The sequence below is a fragment of the Streptomyces sp. ISL-96 genome (assembly GCF_018614035.1).
Classification (GTDB): Bacteria; Actinomycetota; Actinomycetes; order Streptomycetales; family Streptomycetaceae; genus Streptomyces.
The window spans coordinates 113,158-130,153 of the sequence record NZ_JAGGPA010000026.1; the positions used below are offsets into that span (position 1 = coordinate 113,158).

The 16,996-nt window shown below is 67.7% G+C and carries 15 protein-coding genes and 3 pseudogenes; 8 read left to right on the forward strand and 10 right to left on the reverse strand.

The window, feature by feature from the left end; genetic code table 11:
• Positions 1-35: 35 nt before the first annotated feature.
• On the forward strand, positions 36-551 hold the full coding sequence (locus J7E96_RS18695) for an NUDIX domain-containing protein (RefSeq protein ID WP_215132777.1): 516 nt from the start codon (positions 36-38) through the stop codon (positions 549-551).
• A gap of 95 nt (positions 552-646) precedes the next feature.
• On the opposite strand, the gene J7E96_RS18700 is transcribed toward J7E96_RS18695, so the two are convergent.
• Together J7E96_RS18700 and J7E96_RS18705 are read right to left on the reverse strand one after the other, a co-directional pair.
• Positions 647-2,167, reverse strand: coding sequence for a globin domain-containing protein (locus J7E96_RS18700; RefSeq protein WP_215132778.1), 1,521 nt, complete (start codon positions 2,165-2,167; stop codon positions 647-649).
• Positions 2,168-2,579: 412 nt separating this feature from the next.
• Positions 2,580-3,213: pseudogene (locus tag J7E96_RS18705) on the reverse strand (HAD family hydrolase).
• A gap of 223 nt (positions 3,214-3,436) precedes the next feature.
• Between J7E96_RS18705 and J7E96_RS18710 the strand changes: the two are divergent.
• Positions 3,437-4,309, forward strand: coding sequence for a GNAT family N-acetyltransferase (locus tag J7E96_RS18710; RefSeq protein ID WP_374196696.1), 873 nt, complete (start codon positions 3,437-3,439; stop codon positions 4,307-4,309).
• Positions 4,310-4,365: 56 nt separating this feature from the next.
• On the opposite strand, the pseudogene J7E96_RS37495 reads toward J7E96_RS18710, so the two are convergent.
• Positions 4,366-4,584: pseudogene (locus J7E96_RS37495) on the reverse strand (hypothetical protein); the annotation flags it as partial.
• Positions 4,585-4,634: 50 nt separating this feature from the next.
• Between J7E96_RS37495 and J7E96_RS38845 the strand changes: the two are divergent.
• Together J7E96_RS38845 and J7E96_RS18720 are read left to right on the forward strand one after the other, a co-directional pair.
• Positions 4,635-4,736 (forward strand): annotated as a pseudogene (locus J7E96_RS38845) (GNAT family N-acetyltransferase); the annotation flags it as partial.
• Between the two features lie 181 nt (positions 4,737-4,917).
• A complete protein-coding gene (locus tag J7E96_RS18720; RefSeq protein ID WP_215132781.1) occupies positions 4,918-5,976 on the forward strand; it encodes a restriction endonuclease in 1,059 nt (352 codons plus the stop codon).
• Positions 5,977-6,032: 56 nt separating this feature from the next.
• Here J7E96_RS18720 and J7E96_RS18725 read toward each other — a convergent pair whose 3' ends face one another.
• The gene (locus J7E96_RS18725) at positions 6,033-7,418 is read right to left on the reverse strand and encodes a serine hydrolase (protein ID WP_215132782.1); all 1,386 of its coding nucleotides are present in this window, start codon (positions 7,416-7,418) and stop codon (positions 6,033-6,035) included.
• 51 nt (positions 7,419-7,469) lie between these two features.
• On the reverse strand, positions 7,470-8,951 hold the full coding sequence (dnaB, locus tag J7E96_RS18730; RefSeq protein WP_215132783.1) for a replicative DNA helicase: 1,482 nt from the start codon (positions 8,949-8,951) through the stop codon (positions 7,470-7,472).
• 458 nt (positions 8,952-9,409) lie between these two features.
• On the opposite strand from dnaB, the gene J7E96_RS18735 reads away from it, so the two are divergent.
• Complete coding sequence (locus J7E96_RS18735) at positions 9,410-10,747, forward strand: MATE family efflux transporter (RefSeq protein WP_215132784.1); 1,338 nt, start codon at positions 9,410-9,412, stop codon at positions 10,745-10,747.
• 99 nt (positions 10,748-10,846) lie between these two features.
• Here J7E96_RS18735 and rplI read toward each other — a convergent pair whose 3' ends face one another.
• The 4 genes from rplI to rpsF form a co-directional block, all read right to left on the reverse strand.
• On the reverse strand, positions 10,847-11,293 hold the full coding sequence (gene rplI / locus J7E96_RS18740) for a 50S ribosomal protein L9 (protein WP_214974266.1): 447 nt from the start codon (positions 11,291-11,293) through the stop codon (positions 10,847-10,849).
• Positions 11,294-11,311: 18 nt separating this feature from the next.
• Entirely contained in the window at positions 11,312-11,548 is a 237-nt protein-coding gene (gene rpsR, locus J7E96_RS18745) for a 30S ribosomal protein S18 (RefSeq protein ID WP_003949403.1), read from the reverse strand.
• Positions 11,549-11,591: 43 nt separating this feature from the next.
• The gene (locus J7E96_RS18750) at positions 11,592-12,191 is read right to left on the reverse strand and encodes a single-stranded DNA-binding protein (protein WP_215132785.1); all 600 of its coding nucleotides are present in this window, start codon (positions 12,189-12,191) and stop codon (positions 11,592-11,594) included.
• A 75-nt stretch (positions 12,192-12,266) separates the two neighbouring features.
• Positions 12,267-12,557 carry a 30S ribosomal protein S6 gene (rpsF, locus tag J7E96_RS18755; protein WP_006604399.1) on the reverse strand — a complete coding sequence of 97 codons (291 nt, stop codon included), beginning with the start codon at positions 12,555-12,557 and terminating at the stop codon, positions 12,267-12,269.
• Positions 12,558-12,833: 276 nt separating this feature from the next.
• Here rpsF and J7E96_RS18760 point away from each other — a divergent pair, with 276 nt between their 5' ends.
• The 3 genes from J7E96_RS18760 (at position 12,834) to J7E96_RS18770 (ending at position 15,480) form a co-directional block, all read left to right on the forward strand.
• Positions 12,834-13,148, forward strand: coding sequence for a hypothetical protein (locus J7E96_RS18760; protein ID WP_215132786.1), 315 nt, complete (start codon positions 12,834-12,836; stop codon positions 13,146-13,148).
• Between the two features lie 111 nt (positions 13,149-13,259).
• The gene (locus J7E96_RS18765) at positions 13,260-14,378 is read left to right on the forward strand and encodes a peptidoglycan bridge formation glycyltransferase FemA/FemB family protein (protein ID WP_215132787.1); all 1,119 of its coding nucleotides are present in this window, start codon (positions 13,260-13,262) and stop codon (positions 14,376-14,378) included.
• A 70-nt stretch (positions 14,379-14,448) separates the two neighbouring features.
• On the forward strand, positions 14,449-15,480 hold the full coding sequence (locus tag J7E96_RS18770) for an alanine racemase (protein WP_215132788.1): 1,032 nt from the start codon (positions 14,449-14,451) through the stop codon (positions 15,478-15,480).
• 27 nt (positions 15,481-15,507) lie between these two features.
• On the opposite strand, the gene J7E96_RS18775 is transcribed toward J7E96_RS18770, so the two are convergent.
• A complete protein-coding gene (locus J7E96_RS18775) occupies positions 15,508-16,983 on the reverse strand; it encodes a glycosyltransferase family 87 protein (RefSeq protein WP_251070097.1) in 1,476 nt (491 codons plus the stop codon).
• Positions 16,984-16,996: the final 13 nt, after the last annotated feature.

Below are 16,996 nucleotides of genomic sequence, written 5' to 3' on the forward strand. Positions count from 1 at the left end.
GTTTCAGAACGGGCGAGGTGGGCCACTGTATTGCCATGACCGGCACCTCTTTTCCCGAGGGGACCACACCCGCACCCGCGAGGCCCGTGGTCAAGCGCACCGCACGCGCCATCCTGCTCGACGGCGACGACCTGATCCTGATCAAGCGCACCAAGCCGGGCGTCGATCCGTACTGGCTGACGCCCGGCGGCGGCGTCGAACCGGAGGACGCCACCGTCGTCGAGGCCCTGCACCGCGAACTCGACGAGGAACTCGGCGCGAAGATCACCGACGTGGTGCCCTGCTTCGTAGACACCGTCGAGCACATCGCGGGCGGCGGAGTCACGGGCGTAAAAGTGCAGCACTTCTTCGTCTGCCGACTGGAGTCCATGGACCCCACCCGGCGGCACGGGCCCGAAATCGACGAGCCGTGCGGTGAGTACGAGATCGTACGGGTGCCCTTCAGCCGGGTCGGGATCGCGGCGGTGCACCTCGTGCCGCTGTCGCTGCGGCACTACCTGGACGGCAACATCGAGGGCGTACGGGCCATGCACGCCCACGACCTGGGCTGACCGGGCCGAGCGGGCCGACCGGGCCGACCGGGCCGACCGGGCCGAGCGGGCCGACCGGGCCGAGCGGGCCGACCGGGCCGACAGACACCCGGTGGCTAGTCGCCCGCCGCCACCAGCTCTTCGATGGAGTCGTGGCGGATGCGCTCGCCGGGGATCCCCAGGTTCCTGAGGGCGTCGACGCCGCTGCGGATCATGCCGGGCGGGCCGGACAGGTAGGCGTCGTGGGAGTTCCACGGGCCGTACTCCAGCACGGCGTCCGGGAAGTGTGTCCTGCCGTCGACCACCGGGTGCACCGAGAGCCACGAGTGGGCCTGCTGAAGGCGCAGCATGGTGTCGATGTCGTACAGGTCGTGGTCGGTGCGGGCGCCGTAGAAGACGTCGACCGGACGGCGCTCGCCGTGCTCGGCCACATCCTCGACGAGCGCCTTGATGGGCGCGATACCGGTGCCGCCGCCGAGACAGAGCAGGCCGCTGTCGGTGGTGTGGTCGACAGTCATCGAGCCGGCCGGCGGGCCGAGGCGCACGGTGTCGCCGGGCCGGGCGCGGTGGACCAGGGCATTGGACACCCAGCCGGCCGGGACCGCCTTGACGTGGAAGGACAGCAGGCCGTCGGGGCGAGGGGCGGCGGCGAAGGAGTAGTGCCGCCACATCCGCGGCCACCAGGGGGTTTCCAGGCTCGTGTACTGACCGGCCAGGAAGGGGTAGGGCTGGTCGGGGCGCAGAGTGATGACCGCTATGTCGGGTGTGCGCAGGTCGTGCGAGACGACCTCGGCCTGCCACCAGGCGGGCGCGCGCAGCTCGTTCTCGGCCGCCGCGTCGATCATGATCTGGGAGATCGCGGTGTACGTACGGATCCACGCGGCCTCGGCCTCGTCGTCCCAGGTGGACGTCGCGTAACGGGCCAGCGCCCCGAGCAGCGCCTCACCGACCGCCGGGTAGTGGGAGGCCTGGGTGCCGTACTTGCGGTGGCCGCGGCCCAGATTGCGCAGGTACTCGGTGAGCACCGGCTTGTTGTCGATGTGCTCGGCGGCGGTCAGCAGCGCCTTCAGGAGACGGTCGCGCTGGGTGTCCATGGCGGCGGGGAAGAGCGCGCGCAGCTCGGGGTGGCGGGTGAAGAGCAGCGCGTAGAAGTACGCGGTGACCTTGCCGGCGTCGTCACCGACGTCGGCGAGGGTACGGCGGATGAGGGCCGCGTCGGGGGACACGGGGGCGGCGGGCGCGGAAGGGGTGGTGGGCGCGGCGGGGGCCTCTTGCCGCTCGGGGGCTCGCGGCTCCTGGGCTTGTGCTTCGGCCGCGGGCACTGCGGCCAGGGGCGCGGGAGCAGGAGCGGGCGCGTCGGCCACAGGAGCAGGAGCGGGCGCTTCGGCTGCGGGGGGCATGGTGGGAGCGGCGGCGGGCTGGGGCCGTGAGGCGCCGGTGCCCACCGGACGTATCGCGGACACCGGGCGGCTCGGACGGCTCGCGCCCGCGCCCGGTATCCGGTCCTGGCCCGGGTCCGAGCCCTGGCCGGGCGGCTGCTGGGGACCCGCACCCGGCTTCCTGCGCGGCTTGAACCAGCCGCTGCCGTTGTCACCGGAAGCGCCGTTGTCGGCCGACGTGGCGGTCGGAGCGTCCATAGATGTGCCTCGCCTCGAACATCTTTCGGTCGGTCTCTGCACTTCCGGGGCGGAACGTGCTCGCAATTTCCCCGCTCTGCTTCAGGTGTGCGCTTCAGTTCTGTCAGTACTGCCGGTCGCCCACACTAATCACGCCCCTACCCCTATTTGGGGTGAGCCGGACAAAAGTGTGACATTGCCCGCAGTTCTGTCGTCGCAGCATGCCAGGCACCACTCCCGCATCGGACAAAGAACAGGAAGTCCGGGCATCCGGACCCGTTTTCTGGTTAGGCTCCTTTTGCCCCATGCCTTACGCAGTAAGGCCACCAGGACAAACCGGAGTCGACCCTACCGGCGGTAGCGCGGCGCACAAGCCCCCTGCCGCGGCAGCCCGGACTCGTCGGCTCACGCCCGCTCTGCGGCAATTCCCGAATTACCGGCGGGACTGCACCAGTTCGTACGCCTCACGCAGATCGCCGCCCCGATAGGCAAGCACCGCAAGGTCCGACACATAGTGATCCGCGTTGACGGCCACGGAAATCGGCACCGCTGCGAAGATCTCCGCGTCCGACATCGAATCCCCGTAAGCCACACAGTCACTCCGAAGCAGCCCAAATTCTTCACAGAGCCGTTCAGTGATCTTCACTTTCGCGGCCGCGTTCAAGATCCCCGCCCGCTCCACCGGGCTCCAGAAAGGGAACCGCCGGCCAGCGTGAACCATGCGCGGCATGCGCACCCCAGGCCAGCAGCCGCTCCACGAAGAAGTCCGGAGACAGCGAGATCACAGCGCAGTACTCACCGCGCGAGCGGATGTCCGCCCACACCTCCTCAATGCCCGACAGCCAGGGCGCACCCTCGAAAGCCGCCGCCACCTGCGCCTCGGTGAGCTCCGCCCACAGCTCCCTGGCCCGTACGGCGAACTCGTCGGGCTCCATGCCCCGCACCAGGAAATCCCGCTCCAGCTCCGCAATCTCGGCGCTCACACCCAGCTGGCGAGAGATCTCGACAGCCGCCGCCGAGCCTCGCATCAGCGTTCCGTCGAGATCGAACAGATGAAGTCGCGTCATGTACGCCGAGGCTAGTACGCGCCGTTACTCCCACCGATAGACGCCGGACCGGCCCGCCGCCAGGCACGGTGTTTCACGTGAAACAAAATCCCTCACCGACCCCCTACACCTCCATGAAGATCTTCGGCGACTGGCTCCTCATTCCAAGCCGCCTCCTCCTCTTCACGTAAAGCGGTGGACGGACGATCAGTACGTCAGCCAGCCTGATCCAATGCCGACACCGCTGCCGACTCCGCTCGCCGATCTGCCCATCCGCCGCCTGACCCTGGGCGACCTCACCGCCTGCGCCGACCTCTCCGAAGACAGGAGCTGGCCACGCGAGGAGCACAGATGGGGCCTGCTGCTCGTAGCCGGCACCGGCTACGGCATCGACGCACCGGAAGGAAAGGGCCTCGCCGCCGCCGGCATCCTCACCTCGTACGCCCCCACGACCTCGTCCGAACCCGGACTCACCGCGATCGGCATGGTCCTCGTCGCGCAGCGCCACGCACGACAGGGCATCGGCCGCCGCCTCATGCACCACCTCATCGCGGAAGTCGGCGACACCCCCCTCACCCTGTACGCCACACCCCAAGGCCGCCCGCTCTACGAAGACCTCGGCTTCACCGTGACCGGGAAGGCCGAGATGATCCGCGGCCACTTCCGCCCCTCCGGACCCCCGGCCGGCGTACCAACCCGCCCCGCCACCGCCGACGACCTTCCCGCGATCCTGCGCCTGGACACCGAAGTCTTCGGCCTGGACCGCACCCACATGCTCACGCGCCTGCCCGCCTTCGCCGACCAGATCCGCGTCGCCGAGGACGAGAGCGGCCTCATCGGCTACGCCGCCGCCTGGCCCAATATGCAAACCCATGTCGTGGGCCCGCTCATCGCCCGCGACACCGAGACCGCCAAGGCACTGATCGCCGCACTGGCCGCCGGTACGGACCGCCCGCTGCGCACCGACATCGACGTACGCCACGAGGACCTGCTGGAATGGTTGAAGGCGCACGGCCTGGAGCCGGTCGCCTTCAACACCGTAATGACCTACGGGATCCCCGCCCTCCCCGGCGACTGGACCCGCCGCTTCGCCCCACTGACGCTCGCGGCGGGCTGACGGCGACGGGGGGACGGTCGCGAAGCCCAGCCCGCCGATAGCGGCGCGAGGCAGGTGATCGCGCCGAACGAGGGGGCGACAGCTGACAGCAGATTGCCCGCGGTGAACAGTCCCATCAGCGGCGCACCCAGCACGACACCGAGGGAATAACAGCTGACCAGAGAGCCGGCGGTGGGTATCGAGACACCGAAGTCAGCAGCCACCTCGGGCAGCAGCCCCGTGATCAAGAACTCTGTGGTGCCGAGACAACGCCCCGAACTGGCGCCCCTGGTCAAGGCAGTCGAAGAACTGCGCGCCCCCACACCAACTGCGTAATCTCCACCCCATGAGCGATCTTGAGATACGCCCCGCGACCCCCGACGACCTCCCCGCCATCGTCGCCATGCTCGCCGACGACCCCCTCGGCGCCCAGCGCGAGTCCCCCGACGCCCACCGCTTCTACGAGCGACTCGGCTTCGAAGCCTCCCATGTCGGATTCAAGCTGAGTATCTGAAAACCATTTCTTTATCCGATTTGACTCGTTGCCCCCAGCAAGAGGGGCGGCCGTATGTCCGGATCCCGTCCCTCCACTCGAAACGGGCCGCAAGGCCCAGGAGGAGACGAGCCGGATGGTCAACGAAGTCGCCCTGCTCGAATCAAGGGCACTGCGCAACAGCGTCGCTGAACGCACCGAAGCGCTCGACAAAGTCAAGGCGCTCTCACTGCTCCCGGACGGGACGCACGTGACGACACACATGGTCGCCAACTACTTCGAGGTGGTCGAGACCGCCATTCGCAGCATGGTGAGCGACCATCGCGAGGAACTGGAAGCGAACGGCTACCGCCTCGCGACCAGCGAGGAGGTTAGTGCCTTTAAGGCACTAGCCTCCGTGGACCGCTTCGCGAGCCAGGTTGGATTGTTCACAAGAAGGACCGTGCTCAACGTCGCAATGCTGCTGCGCGACAGCATCGTCGCACGTCAGGTGCGTACTCACCTGCTCGACCTCGAGGAAAACCAGCGCTCGCAGCCTGTGGATAACTTTGTCCACAGGCTTGCCTCACTGCTCGACGAGCACATCACCGAAGTCCTCGACCAGCGCCTGGCCACGCACCCCGACGGAAAGATCGCCGACATCGCGGAGGACGTCTGCCGCACCACTATCGGCCGCGCCGTCGTCCCCCTGCTCAACGCCGCGGTCGAGAACGACGGCGAACACCGAGGCCGCATCCAGGCCCTCGAGGACGAAGTCACCCACCTCCGGCGCGTTCTGCGCGAACGCGAGGCAGCCGGATCGATGGGCGCACTCGACGCCATGAACCCCCGCCAGTTCGAGCAACACATCGCCTGGCTCTGCCGACGCGACGGCTGCGACCGGGTCACGGTCACCGGAGGCCACGGCGACACCGGCGCAGACATCGTCGCCCACACCCCCGACGGCCGCCGCATCATCGTCCAGTGCAAACCCCGCAACCCCGGATCGACCATCGCCAGCGGCGACGTCCAGCAGTTCATCGGCATGGCCAAGCTCGAATACAACGCCGACGTCGCGCTACTTGTCGCCACCTGCCCCTTCACACGGGACGCCCTCCTGCTGGCCGCCCGCCACGGCGTAACGGCTGTCCACCGCGGGCTGCTCGAGGCATGGAACAACGGAGCCAAGCTGCAGGCCCTCAACGTCGTGCCTTAAAGGGTGCCTGTCCACAGATCGGGCCCCGACCCGCCTGCCCGGTTCCACGTGAAACGTCACAGACCGCGCCAGCCGCCCTCGTCCACGCCTCCAGGGACCGCATCCCCCGGCTCGTACGGCTCACGCGTGAAGACGAACGACCCCAGGTCGAGATGACTCACCGACCCGTCGTCCCGCCGAACCACCCGGAGCGTCTCCCCAAGGTAGTAACCATCAAGACCCGTCCACGTACCGTCCGGCCGCGCCGCGAAGCGTGATCCGCGCCCGTTGCCCCGCAGCGGATGCAACTCCACGCCACGATCGGCCACAAGAGTCAGCGCGTACGACGCCGTGCCCCAGAACCAGGGCCCGGTCAACGCCAGCAGCTCCTGGTCCACCTCGGCCGCAGGCAGCGGCCGCCAAGGCTCCGGGATGCGCGGCTCGGCCTCCACCACGATCCGGATCAGATCGGCCGCCACCGCCGGAGCGGACACCCCCGACGTAGCGTTGACGAGCGCCACCGCAGCCACCCCGTCCTCCACGCTCACCCAAAGACCCGCCACAAAGCCCGGCAACGATCCGGAGTGCCCCACCAGCGTCCGACCGCCGCCCTGGACGATCTGCAACCCCAGCCCATAGCCACCGGCCACGTCCGCAGGACCCGCCGGAGCAGCCGGCGTACGCATCTCCCGTACGGACTCCGCACTCAGCACCTTCTCGTCACCCACCGCGAGGAACCTGGCAAAGCGGCAGAGGTCCCCAGTCGTAGACCAGAGCTGACCGGCCGCGGCCATCAGGCCAAGGTCCACCGCCGGTTCCGGCAGCATCACATCCGCCCACGGATGCACCGCCCAACCACCGGCATACGGGGCCTCGGCCTCTACGCTCGTACGGCCCATCCCCAGCGGCTCAAGAATCTCCCGCCGCAGCACCTCCGCCCAGGACTCCTCCCGCACCGCCTCCACGAGCTGACCGAGCAGCGTGTAACCGGGATTGGAGTAATGATGAGTACGCCCGGCCGGATGCATCCGCGACTGCTCACCCAGCACATCGGCCAACTCCGGGCGCAAACTGCCCGGCGTCCGCTCCCACCACGGCGCCGGCGCCTCCGCCGACAACCCGCCGGTGTGACTGAGCAGTTGAGCAACAGTCACCTCACCCGCCACCCCCGTACCCGGAAGATGCTTCTCCAGCGGGTCACCGAGGTCGAGCAGACCTTCGTCGCGCATCCGCAGCACCAGTACAGCGGTGAAAGTCTTGGTGATCGAACCGATCCGATACTGCGTATCCGCATCCGGCCCATGCCCCTCGACACACGTACGGGACCCCGTCCACACGGTCCGCCCATCACGCTGCACCGCGGCGACGAACGAGGGCGCCCTCCCCTCGGCCTGTGCGGTGGCGATGCGATGCAGGAGGGCGCGTTGCGTACTGGGAAGCAGCTCTTCGAGCGGTGAGGTCATGGTCAACACCTACCTCCACCACCCCACCCCGTCGACCCCTTTTTATACGGATCAGGTCTGCGCCATGTCCACGAAGCGCGAGTAGTGACCCTGGAACGCCACCGTGATCGTCGCCGTCGGACCATTACGGTGCTTGGCCACCATCAGGTCCGCCTCACCCGCGCGCGGCGACTCCTTCTCGTACGCATCCTCACGGTGCAGCAGGATGACCATGTCCGCGTCCTGCTCGATCGAGCCGGATTCACGCAGGTCGGAGACCATCGGCTTCTTGTCCGTACGCTGCTCGGGCCCACGGTTCAGCTGCGACAGCGCGATCACCGGCAGCTCAAGCTCCTTCGCCAGCAGCTTCAGGTTTCGGGACATGTCCGAGACCTCCTGCTGGCGGCTCTCGGCACGCTTGGAACCACCCGACTGCATCAGCTGCAGATAGTCGATGATCACGAGCTTCAGATCATTGCGCTGCTTCAGCCGACGGCACTTCGCCCGGATCTCCATCATCGACAGGTTCGGCGAATCGTCGATATACAACGGCGCCTGCGAGACATCCGGCATACGCCGCGCCAGCCGCGTCCAGTCCTCGTCCGTCAGCGTGCCGGACCGCATGTGGTGCAGCGCCACCCTGGCCTCCGCCGAAAGCAGGCGCATCGCGATCTCGTTGCGCCCCATTTCCAGGGAGAAGATCACGCTGGGCAGGTTGTTCTTGATCGAACAGGCCCGCGCGAAGTCCAGCGCCAGCGTCGACTTACCCATGGCGGGACGGGCCGCGATGACGATCATCTGGCCAGGGTGCAGACCATTCGTCAGCGAGTCGAAGTCCGTGAAACCGGTCGGCACACCGGTCATCTCGCCCGTACGCGAACCGATCGCCTCGATCTCGTCGAGCGCGCCCTCCATGATGTCGCCGAGCGGCAGATAGTCCTCGCTGGTGCGCTGCTCGGTGACGGCGTAGATCTCGGCCTGGGCGGCGTTGACGATGTCGTCGACATCGCCGTCGGCCGCGTATCCCATCTGCGTGATCTTCGTGCCCGCCTCGACCAGCCGGCGCAGCACCGCCCGCTCATGAACGATCTCGGCGTAGTACTCCGCGTTGGCAGCCGTCGGCACCGTCTGCACCAGAGTGTGCAGATACGAGGCGCCGCCGACCTTCGTGATCTCGCCGCGCTTGGTCAGCTCGGCGCCCACCGTGATGGGGTCGGCCGGCTCACCCTTGGCATAGAGGTCGAGAATCGCCGTGTAGACGGTCTCGTGGGCGGGGCGGTAGAAGTCATGCCCCTTGAGGATCTCCACCACGTCCGCGATGGCGTCCTTCGACAGCAGCATGCCGCCGAGAACGGACTGCTCCGCGTCAAGGTCCTGCGGGGGTACTCGCTCAAAGGCAGGAGCCCCACCCTCCCAGCCGCCACCACTGTCACCACCGCGGTCGTGCTGCTCGTCTCGCCCCCTGCCTTCGCCCCGGCGCCGACGGGAGGCGGGCAGACGGTCACCAGGACCGCTGTCGGCCCAGGGGTCGTCCAATGGCTCGGAAATGCTCACCGGGCCACCTCCTCCCGTCCGCTGCGCGGACCTCGCTGTGCCACTCTTTCTTACGGCACGGCTCTGACAAATGAGACGCCCGACTCCGGTTCCGGCGCATCGGGTTCGACGAGCTTCCGGGGCCGGAACGGAAGGCGGGCGCCGCACCACGGTAGGCCCGCGGGCACCGTCAGCCAATCTGGTTATCCACAGGCCGTGTGGACGAAAGACCACTTGCTGTGGAGAAGTCCACCGAACCTGTGCACGGACCGGGGGACAGCACTGTGGACAAACTCATAACGCACCCACCTACACTGCCCTGACCTGCACTTTCTCCATCCACCGGCTGTGGGGAAGAAAAACTTGGGCCCCTGGTTCAAGATCAGAACAAACGGCGCACAGCCGAACCCGGAAAGCACCCGTCCGTAAGGACTGCAAGGCCATTGCATCTCTTACCTGTGGAAGATTAGATTGAGCTCATGACTCAGGCCCCCACGGCAGCGAAGACCAGCCGACGCCGGCACGACCGCGAGATCATCGCGCTCGCCCTCCCGGCCTTCGGCGCCCTGGTCGCCGAGCCTCTCTTCGTGATGGTCGACAGCGCGGTCGTCGGCCACCTCGGCACCCCGCAACTCGCGGGCCTCGGCATCGCCGCCACGCTCCTGATGACCGCGGTGAGTGTCTTCGTCTTCCTCGCCTACGCCACCACCGCCGCGGTCGCCCGCCGCGTCGGCGCGGGTGATCTCCAGGCCGCCATCCGGCAGGGTATGGACGGCATCTGGCTGGCGCTGCTTCTCGGCGCCGCGGTGATCGCGATCGTCCTGCCCGCCGCCCCCTGGCTCGTCGATGCCTTCGGCGCTTCAGATACGGCGGCTCCGTACGCCATCACCTATCTGCGGATCTCCAGTCTGGGCATCCCCGCGATGCTCGTCGTCCTGGCGGCCACCGGTGTCCTGCGCGGTCTCCAGGACACGAAGACACCGCTGTACGTCGCCGTCGGCGGATTCACCGCCAACGCGGTACTCAATGTGGGCCTGGTGTACGGCGCCGGACTCGGCATCGCCGGTTCCGCGTGGGGGACCGTGATCGCACAGTGCGGGATGGCCGCCGCCTATCTCGTGGTGGTGGTCCGGGGCGCCAGGAAGCACGGAGCGTCCCTGCGCCCCGACGCCGGGGGCATACGAGCCTGCGCGCAGGCCGGGGCACCGCTGCTGGTCCGTACGCTCTCGCTGCGTGCCGTCCTGATGATCGCCACCGCGGTGGCCGCCCGGCTCGGTGACGCGGATGTCGCGGCGCACCAGATCATTCTGTCTCTGTGGAGTCTGCTGGCCTTCGCCCTCGACGCGATCGCCATCGCGGGCCAGGCCATCATCGGGCGCTATCTGGGCGCCGGCGACGCCAAGGGTGCGCAGGAAGCGTGCCGCCGGATGGTGCAGTGGGGCATCGCGTCCGGGGTGGTGCTCGGCGTGCTGGTCGCGGTGTCGCGGCCGTTGTTCATCCCACTGTTCACGAGCGATCAGGTGGTGCGGGACGCGCTGTTGCCGGCGTTGCTGGTGGTGGCTGTCTCTCAGCCGATTTCGGGGATCGTCTTTGTGCTGGACGGTGTGCTGATGGGCGCGGGGGACGGGCGTTATCTGGCGTGGGCCATGCTGGCGACGCTGGCGGTCTTCACGCCGGTGGCTCTTCTGGTGCCGGTGCTGGGCGGTGGGCTGACCGCTCTGTGGTGGGCGATGACGCTGATGATGGCGGTGCGGATGGTGACGCTGTGGCTGCGTGCACGTTCGGGCCGCTGGATTGTCACGGGCGCCACGCGCTGAGGAAGCCACGCGCTGAGCGAAGGTGATGTTTCACGTGAAACGACGAAGGGCCGCACCCCGTGGGGTGCGGCCCTTCGTACTGCTCTGAGATGCGCAGCCTTAGGCGGCGACGACCTCGACGCCGAGCTTCGCGGCGACCTCGGGGTGCAGACGCACCGAGACCTGGTGCGAACCGAGGGTCTTGATCGGCGAGCCCAGCTCAACGCGGCGCTTGTCGACGTCGGGGCCACCGGCAGCCTTGATCGCCGAAGCGACGTCGGCCGGGGTGACGGAACCGAAGAGACGGCCGGCGTCGCCGGAGCGAACGGCCAGACGGACGTTCACGCCTTCGAGCTTGGCCTTGATCTCGTTGGCCTGCTCGATGGTCGCGATCTCGTGGATCTTGCGGGCGCGGCGGATCTGCGCCACGTCCTTCTCGCCACCCTTGGTCCAGCGGATCGCGAAACCACGCGGGACCAGGTAGTTGCGAGCGTAGCCGTCCTTGACGTCAACGACGTCGCCGGCAGTGCCGAGGCCAGAGACCTCGTGGGTGAGGATGATCTTCATTTTTCGGTCACCCTTCCCTTATCGCGCGGTGGACGTGTAGGGCAGCAGCGCCATCTCACGGCTGTTCTTGACTGCCGTGGCGACGTCACGCTGGTGCTGCGTGCAGTTGCCGGTCACGCGGCGGGCACGGATCTTGCCGCGGTCGGAAATGAACTTCCGCAGCATGTTCGTGTCCTTGTAGTCCACGTACGTGACCTTGTCCTTGCAGAATGCGCAGACCTTCTTCTTAGGCTTGCGCACAGGCGGCTTCGCCATGGTGTTTCTCCTGTGTGATCAAGAAGTGGTGTACGGGCCCGCCCTAGAAGGGGGGCTCGTCCGAGTAGCCGCCGCCGGTGGAACCGCCGGAGCTTCCGCCCCAGCTGCCGCCGCCCTGCTGCTGACCGCCGCCGGCCGGTGCACTGCTGGCCCAGGGGTCGTCGGCGGGTGCGCCGCCGCCCTGCTGCTGGCCGCCGCCGCTGGGGGCTCCGCCCCAGTTGCCGCCGCCCTGCTGGCCGCCCTGCTGACCGCCGCCGTATCCGCCCTGGCCGCCTCGACCGGTGGTCTTGGTGACCTTGGCCGTGGCTGTCTTGAGGCTGGGGCCGACTTCCTCGACGTCCAGCTCGTAGACCGTGCGCTTGACGCCCTCGCGGTCTTCGTAGGACCGCTGCTTGAGCCGGCCCTGTACGACGACGCGCATGCCTCGCGTAAGCGACTCTGCGACGTTCTCCGCCGCCTGACGCCAGACCGAGCAGGTGAGGAACAGGCCTTCGCCGTCCTTCCACTCATTGGTCTGCTTGTCGAAGATGCGGGGAGTGGACGCGACACGGAACTTCGCGACCGCCGCACCGGACGGGGTGAAGCGCAGCTCGGGGTCGTCGACGAGATTGCCGACGACCGTGATGACGGTCTCGCCTGCCATGGGTGAACCTCTCGGCGGGGATTGCTGCTGGCTGCTTGTTGCTACTCGGACCCGATTACCGCTGAGCTACTGAGCTCAGTGGGTTTCGGGGCGGAGGACCTTGGTCCGGAGGACCGACTCGTTCAGGTTCATCTGTCGGTCGAGCTCCTTGACGACTGCGGGCTCGGCCTGCAGGTCGATGACCGAGTAGATGCCCTCAGGCTTCTTCTTGATCTCGTAGGACAGACGACGACGGCCCCAGGTGTCGACCTTCTCGACCTTTCCGTTGCCCTCACGGACGACGGAGAGGAAGTTCTCGATCAACGGGGAGACAGCGCGCTCCTCGAGATCGGGGTCGAGGATGACCATCACTTCGTAGTGACGCATGTGGAACCCACCTCCTTTGGACTCAGCGGCCACGGTCGTTCCGTGGCAGGAGGGTCGTGATGCGTACGCAACGGTATCGGCCGCCACTGACAAGCCGCCTCCTTCGAGAGAAGAGGCTCGTTTTCTGACATGGGCAGACACCGGTGCAGACCGTACAGACTACCTGCTCACCGCCTTGCGGTTGAAATCCGGGCAGGAAGGCCCACAATCTGTACACATCGGGTGTGTGCGGCGTCACGGTTCGCCGCTTCGAGCAGTTCGAGCAGGAGGTGCCCCATGGCACAGGCAATGCGACGACACTCCTCGAGCTCTCTCCTCGAGACCGACGGCAAGCCTCATCCGCGCCAGGACACGCTGGTCGCGGTGACGATGCTGCTGGGCGCGGTCGCCTTCGTCACGGCGATGTTCCACGACCTGCATCTGATCAGCTCGTGGGCGGGGCTGGTGGGGATCATCACGGGTGCCTACGGGCAGTTCATCTCGGTCACGACGCGCGAGCGGACGTTCCTGATCATCGGGCTGGGGGCGTCAGCGGTCGGCTTCTACCTCGGTATGGCGCACGGTGGTCTGTTCGGCGGGGTGCTGGGATAGGCCCGGCTGGGTCAGCGGGCCAGTCGGGGCGCTCCTTGGGCGCAGTAGGCTTCGGCGCGAGAGCCGGAGCCCCTGATCCCATGGGGACAGACCTGCCGAGGAGCGCCCCGCATGAGCCTGACCCTGAGGACCATTAGCCGCGAGCAGCATCTGGCGTACATCCAGAGCCTGCCGTCGGCGAGCCATTGCCAGGTCCCGGCGTGGGCTGATGTGAAGACGGAGTGGCGTTCGGAGAGCCTGGGCTGGTTCGACAGGAGTGACCAGCTGGTCGGCGTCGGTCTGGTGCTGTACCGGCAGTTGCCGAAGATCAAGCGGTATCTGGCGTATCTGCCCGAGGGCCCGGTGATCAATTGGTATGCGCCGAATCTGGACGACTGGCTGCAGCCGATGCTGGCGCATCTGAAGCAGCAGGGTGCGTTCTCCGTGAAGATGGGCCCGCCGGTGGTCATCCGTCGCTGGGACGCGCCGGCCATCAAGGCCGGTATCCAGGATCCGGATGTGAAGCGGCTGCGGGACATCGAGGCGACGCACATCGAGCCGCGTGCCTTCGAAGTGGCGGACCGGCTGCGGAAGATGGGCTGGCAGCAGAGCGAGGACGGCGGCGCCGGTTTCGGTGACGTGCAGCCGCGTTACGTGTACCAGGTGCCGTTGGCGAACCGGTCGCTGGATGACGTGCTCAAGGGCTTCAATCAGCTGTGGCGGCGCAACATCAAGAAGGCCGAGAAGGCCGGTGTCGAGGTCGTGCAGGGAGGTTACGAGGACCTCGCCGAGTGGCAGCGCCTGTATGAGATCACGGCTGTGCGTGACCATTTCCGGCCGCGCCCTCTCTCGTACTTCGAGCGGATGTGGTCGGTCCTGAACGCCGAGGACCCCAACCGGATGCGGCTGTACTTCGCGCGGCACAACGGGGTGAACCTGTCGGCGGCGACGATGCTGGTCGTCGGTGGGCATGTCTGGTACTCGTACGGCGCTTCGGACAACATCGGCCGTGAGGTCCGGCCCTCGAACGCGATGCAGTGGCGGATGCTGCGTGACGCGTACGCGATGGGTGCGACTGTCTATGACCTGCGGGGTATTTCCGATTCCCTCGACGAGACCGACCACTTGTTCGGCCTGATCCAGTTCAAGGTGGGTACGGGTGGGGAGGCTGTGGAGTACGTCGGCGAGTGGGACTTCCCGCTCAACAAGGTGCTGCACAAGGCGCTCGACATGTACATGTCGTATCGCTGATCCCTGACCGACTCCGTTTCCGTTCATACCCCTGATACACCGCAGCCACGAGAAAGGTTCCGGACCGGCCATGGCGCTCACCCTCTACGTCGACACCGCGCGCTGGCGGGCGCACCAGAAGTCCGTGCTCGATCAGTTCCCGGGAATCGTGCCGGTCTGCAAGGGCAATGGCTACGGCTTCGGCCATGAGCGGCTCGCGGACGAGGCGACCCGTTTCGGCTCGGACATCCTGGCCGTCGGCACCACCTACGAAGCTGCCCGCATCAAGGACTGGTTCGGCGGTGACCTGCTCGTCCTGACGCCGTTCCGGCGCGGTGAGGAACCGGTTCCGCTGCCGGACCGGGTGGTGCGCTCCGTATCGTCGGTCGACGGGGTGCACGCGCTGGTCGGCGCCCGTGTCGTCATTGAGTGCATGAGCTCGATGAAGCGTCACGGCGTGAAGGAGGAGGAGCTCGGGCTGCTCCACGCGGCCATCGAGGACGTACGCCTGGAGGGCTTCGCCCTGCACCTCCCGCTGGACCGTACGGACGGTTCCGACGCGGTCGAGGAGGTCATCGGCTGGATGGACCGGCTGCGGGCGGCGCGTCTTCCGCTGCACACAATGTTCGTCAGTCACCTGAAGGCCGAGGAGCTGGCGCGGCTGCAGCAGCAGTTCCCGCAGACCCGCTTCCGTGCGCGTATCGGCACGCGGCTGTGGCTGGGCGACCACGAGGCCACGGAGTACCGCGGCGCGGTGCTGGACGTGACCCGGGTGTCCAAGGGCGACCGGTTCGGTTACCGCCAGCAGAAGGCGGCGTCGGACGGGTGGCTCGTGGTGGTGGCGGGCGGTACGTCGCACGGTGTCGGCCTGGAGGCGCCCAAGGCGCTGCACGGCGTGATGCCGCGCGCGAAGGGCGTGGCGCGGGCCGGTCTGGCCACGGTGAACCGCAATCTGGCGCCGTTCGTGTGGGCGGGCAAGCAGCGCTGGTTCGCCGAGCCGCCGCACATGCAGGTGTCGATCCTGTTCGTCCCCTCGGACGCTCAGGAGCCGAAGGTGGGCGAGGAACTGGTGGCCCATCTGCGCCACACGACCACGCAGTTCGACCGCCTCGTCGACCGCTGACCGCCCGCTGACCGACCGCTGACACCCTCAGGTCCGGGACGTGGTGCCCCACTCCACCCGTGGCCCCTCGAAGTGGTGCACCGCGTGCCGCGGCGGGTGCACCGCCTTCCCCAGGACGAAGGTGTCCTCGGCCCCGTCGAGGACACCGCCCGACGGGTCGTCTGAGCCGTCGCGCCGCACGGCGTCCCGTTCGGGCATGAGGATGTCGCGTACGACGACGGCGCACAGGTAGAGCGTGGCCAGCAGGTGCAGCGCGATGGCGAGCTGGTAGCCCTCGGGGGGCAGTCCGCGCTGCTTGTCGCCGCTGGTGGTGTACGCGAGGTACATCCAGATCCCGAGGTAGTACATGACCTCGCAGGCCTGCCAGATGAGGAAGTCGCGCCAGCGCGGCCGGGCCAGGGCGGCGAGGGGGATGAGCCACAGGACGTACTGCGGTGAGTAGACCTTGTTGGTCAGGATGAACGCGGCGACGACCAGGAAGGCGAGCTGCGCGAAGCGCGGCCGGCGGGGTGCTGTCAGCGTCAGTGCGGCGATGCCCGCGCACAGCAGGATCATCAGCAGGGTGGCGTAGGTGTTGACTACATCGACGTCGAGGGACTTGCCGGTGCGCTGCGTGATGATCAGCCAGAAGGAGCCGAAGTCGACGGTCCGTTCCTGGCTGAAGGTGTAGAACTTCTTCCACCCTTCGGGGGCGAAGATCATGACGGGCAGGTTCACGAGCAGCCAGGCCCCTGTCGCGCCGAGCAGCGCGGCTCCGTACTGCCGGTATTTGCCGGCTCGCCAGCAGAGCACGAGGAGCGGTCCCAGGAGCAGTACGGGATAGAGCTTCGCGGCGGTGGCGAGCCCGATGAGGATGCCGAAGGCCAGCGAACGTCCCCGGGACCACATGAGCATCGCGGCGGCGGTGAGGGCGACGGCGAGCAGGTCCCAGTTGATGGTGGCGGTGAGAGCGAGGGCGGGCGCGAGCGCGACGAGCAGGGCGTCCCAGGGGCGTCGTCGGTGGGTACGGGCGACGCAGACGGCGATGATGACGGCGCAGATCATCAGCATGCCCGCGTTGACCATCCAGTAGGCCTGTTCGCGCTCCTGGACGGAGCCGTCGAAGGGCATGGTCAGCCAGGCGGCGACCTGCATGAACAGCCCTGTCAGGACGGGGTATTCGAGGAACTCCATGTCGCCTGCCAGGCGGTCGAAGTACGGTACGAGACCGTCTGCGAAGCCCCGCCCCAGGTAGAGGTGCGGGATGTCGGAGTAGCAGGCGTGGGTGTACTGCGAACTGGTGCCGCGGAACCAGGCCCACTCGTAGCACGGGATCTTCTGCACCATGCCGAGCGCGAACATGCCGATGGCGACGAGGGCTACGACGCGGACCGGCGTGAGCGGGCCGGCTCCCAGCCCGGCCCACCGGCCGATGGGTCCGCCGATCAGCTCGCTGCCCGCCGCCGCGACTTTGTCCTGCTGCGTGGGCCGTACTACGGGCCGGTCCTCGTGCACGCTCGTCATGGGGGTCATCCTG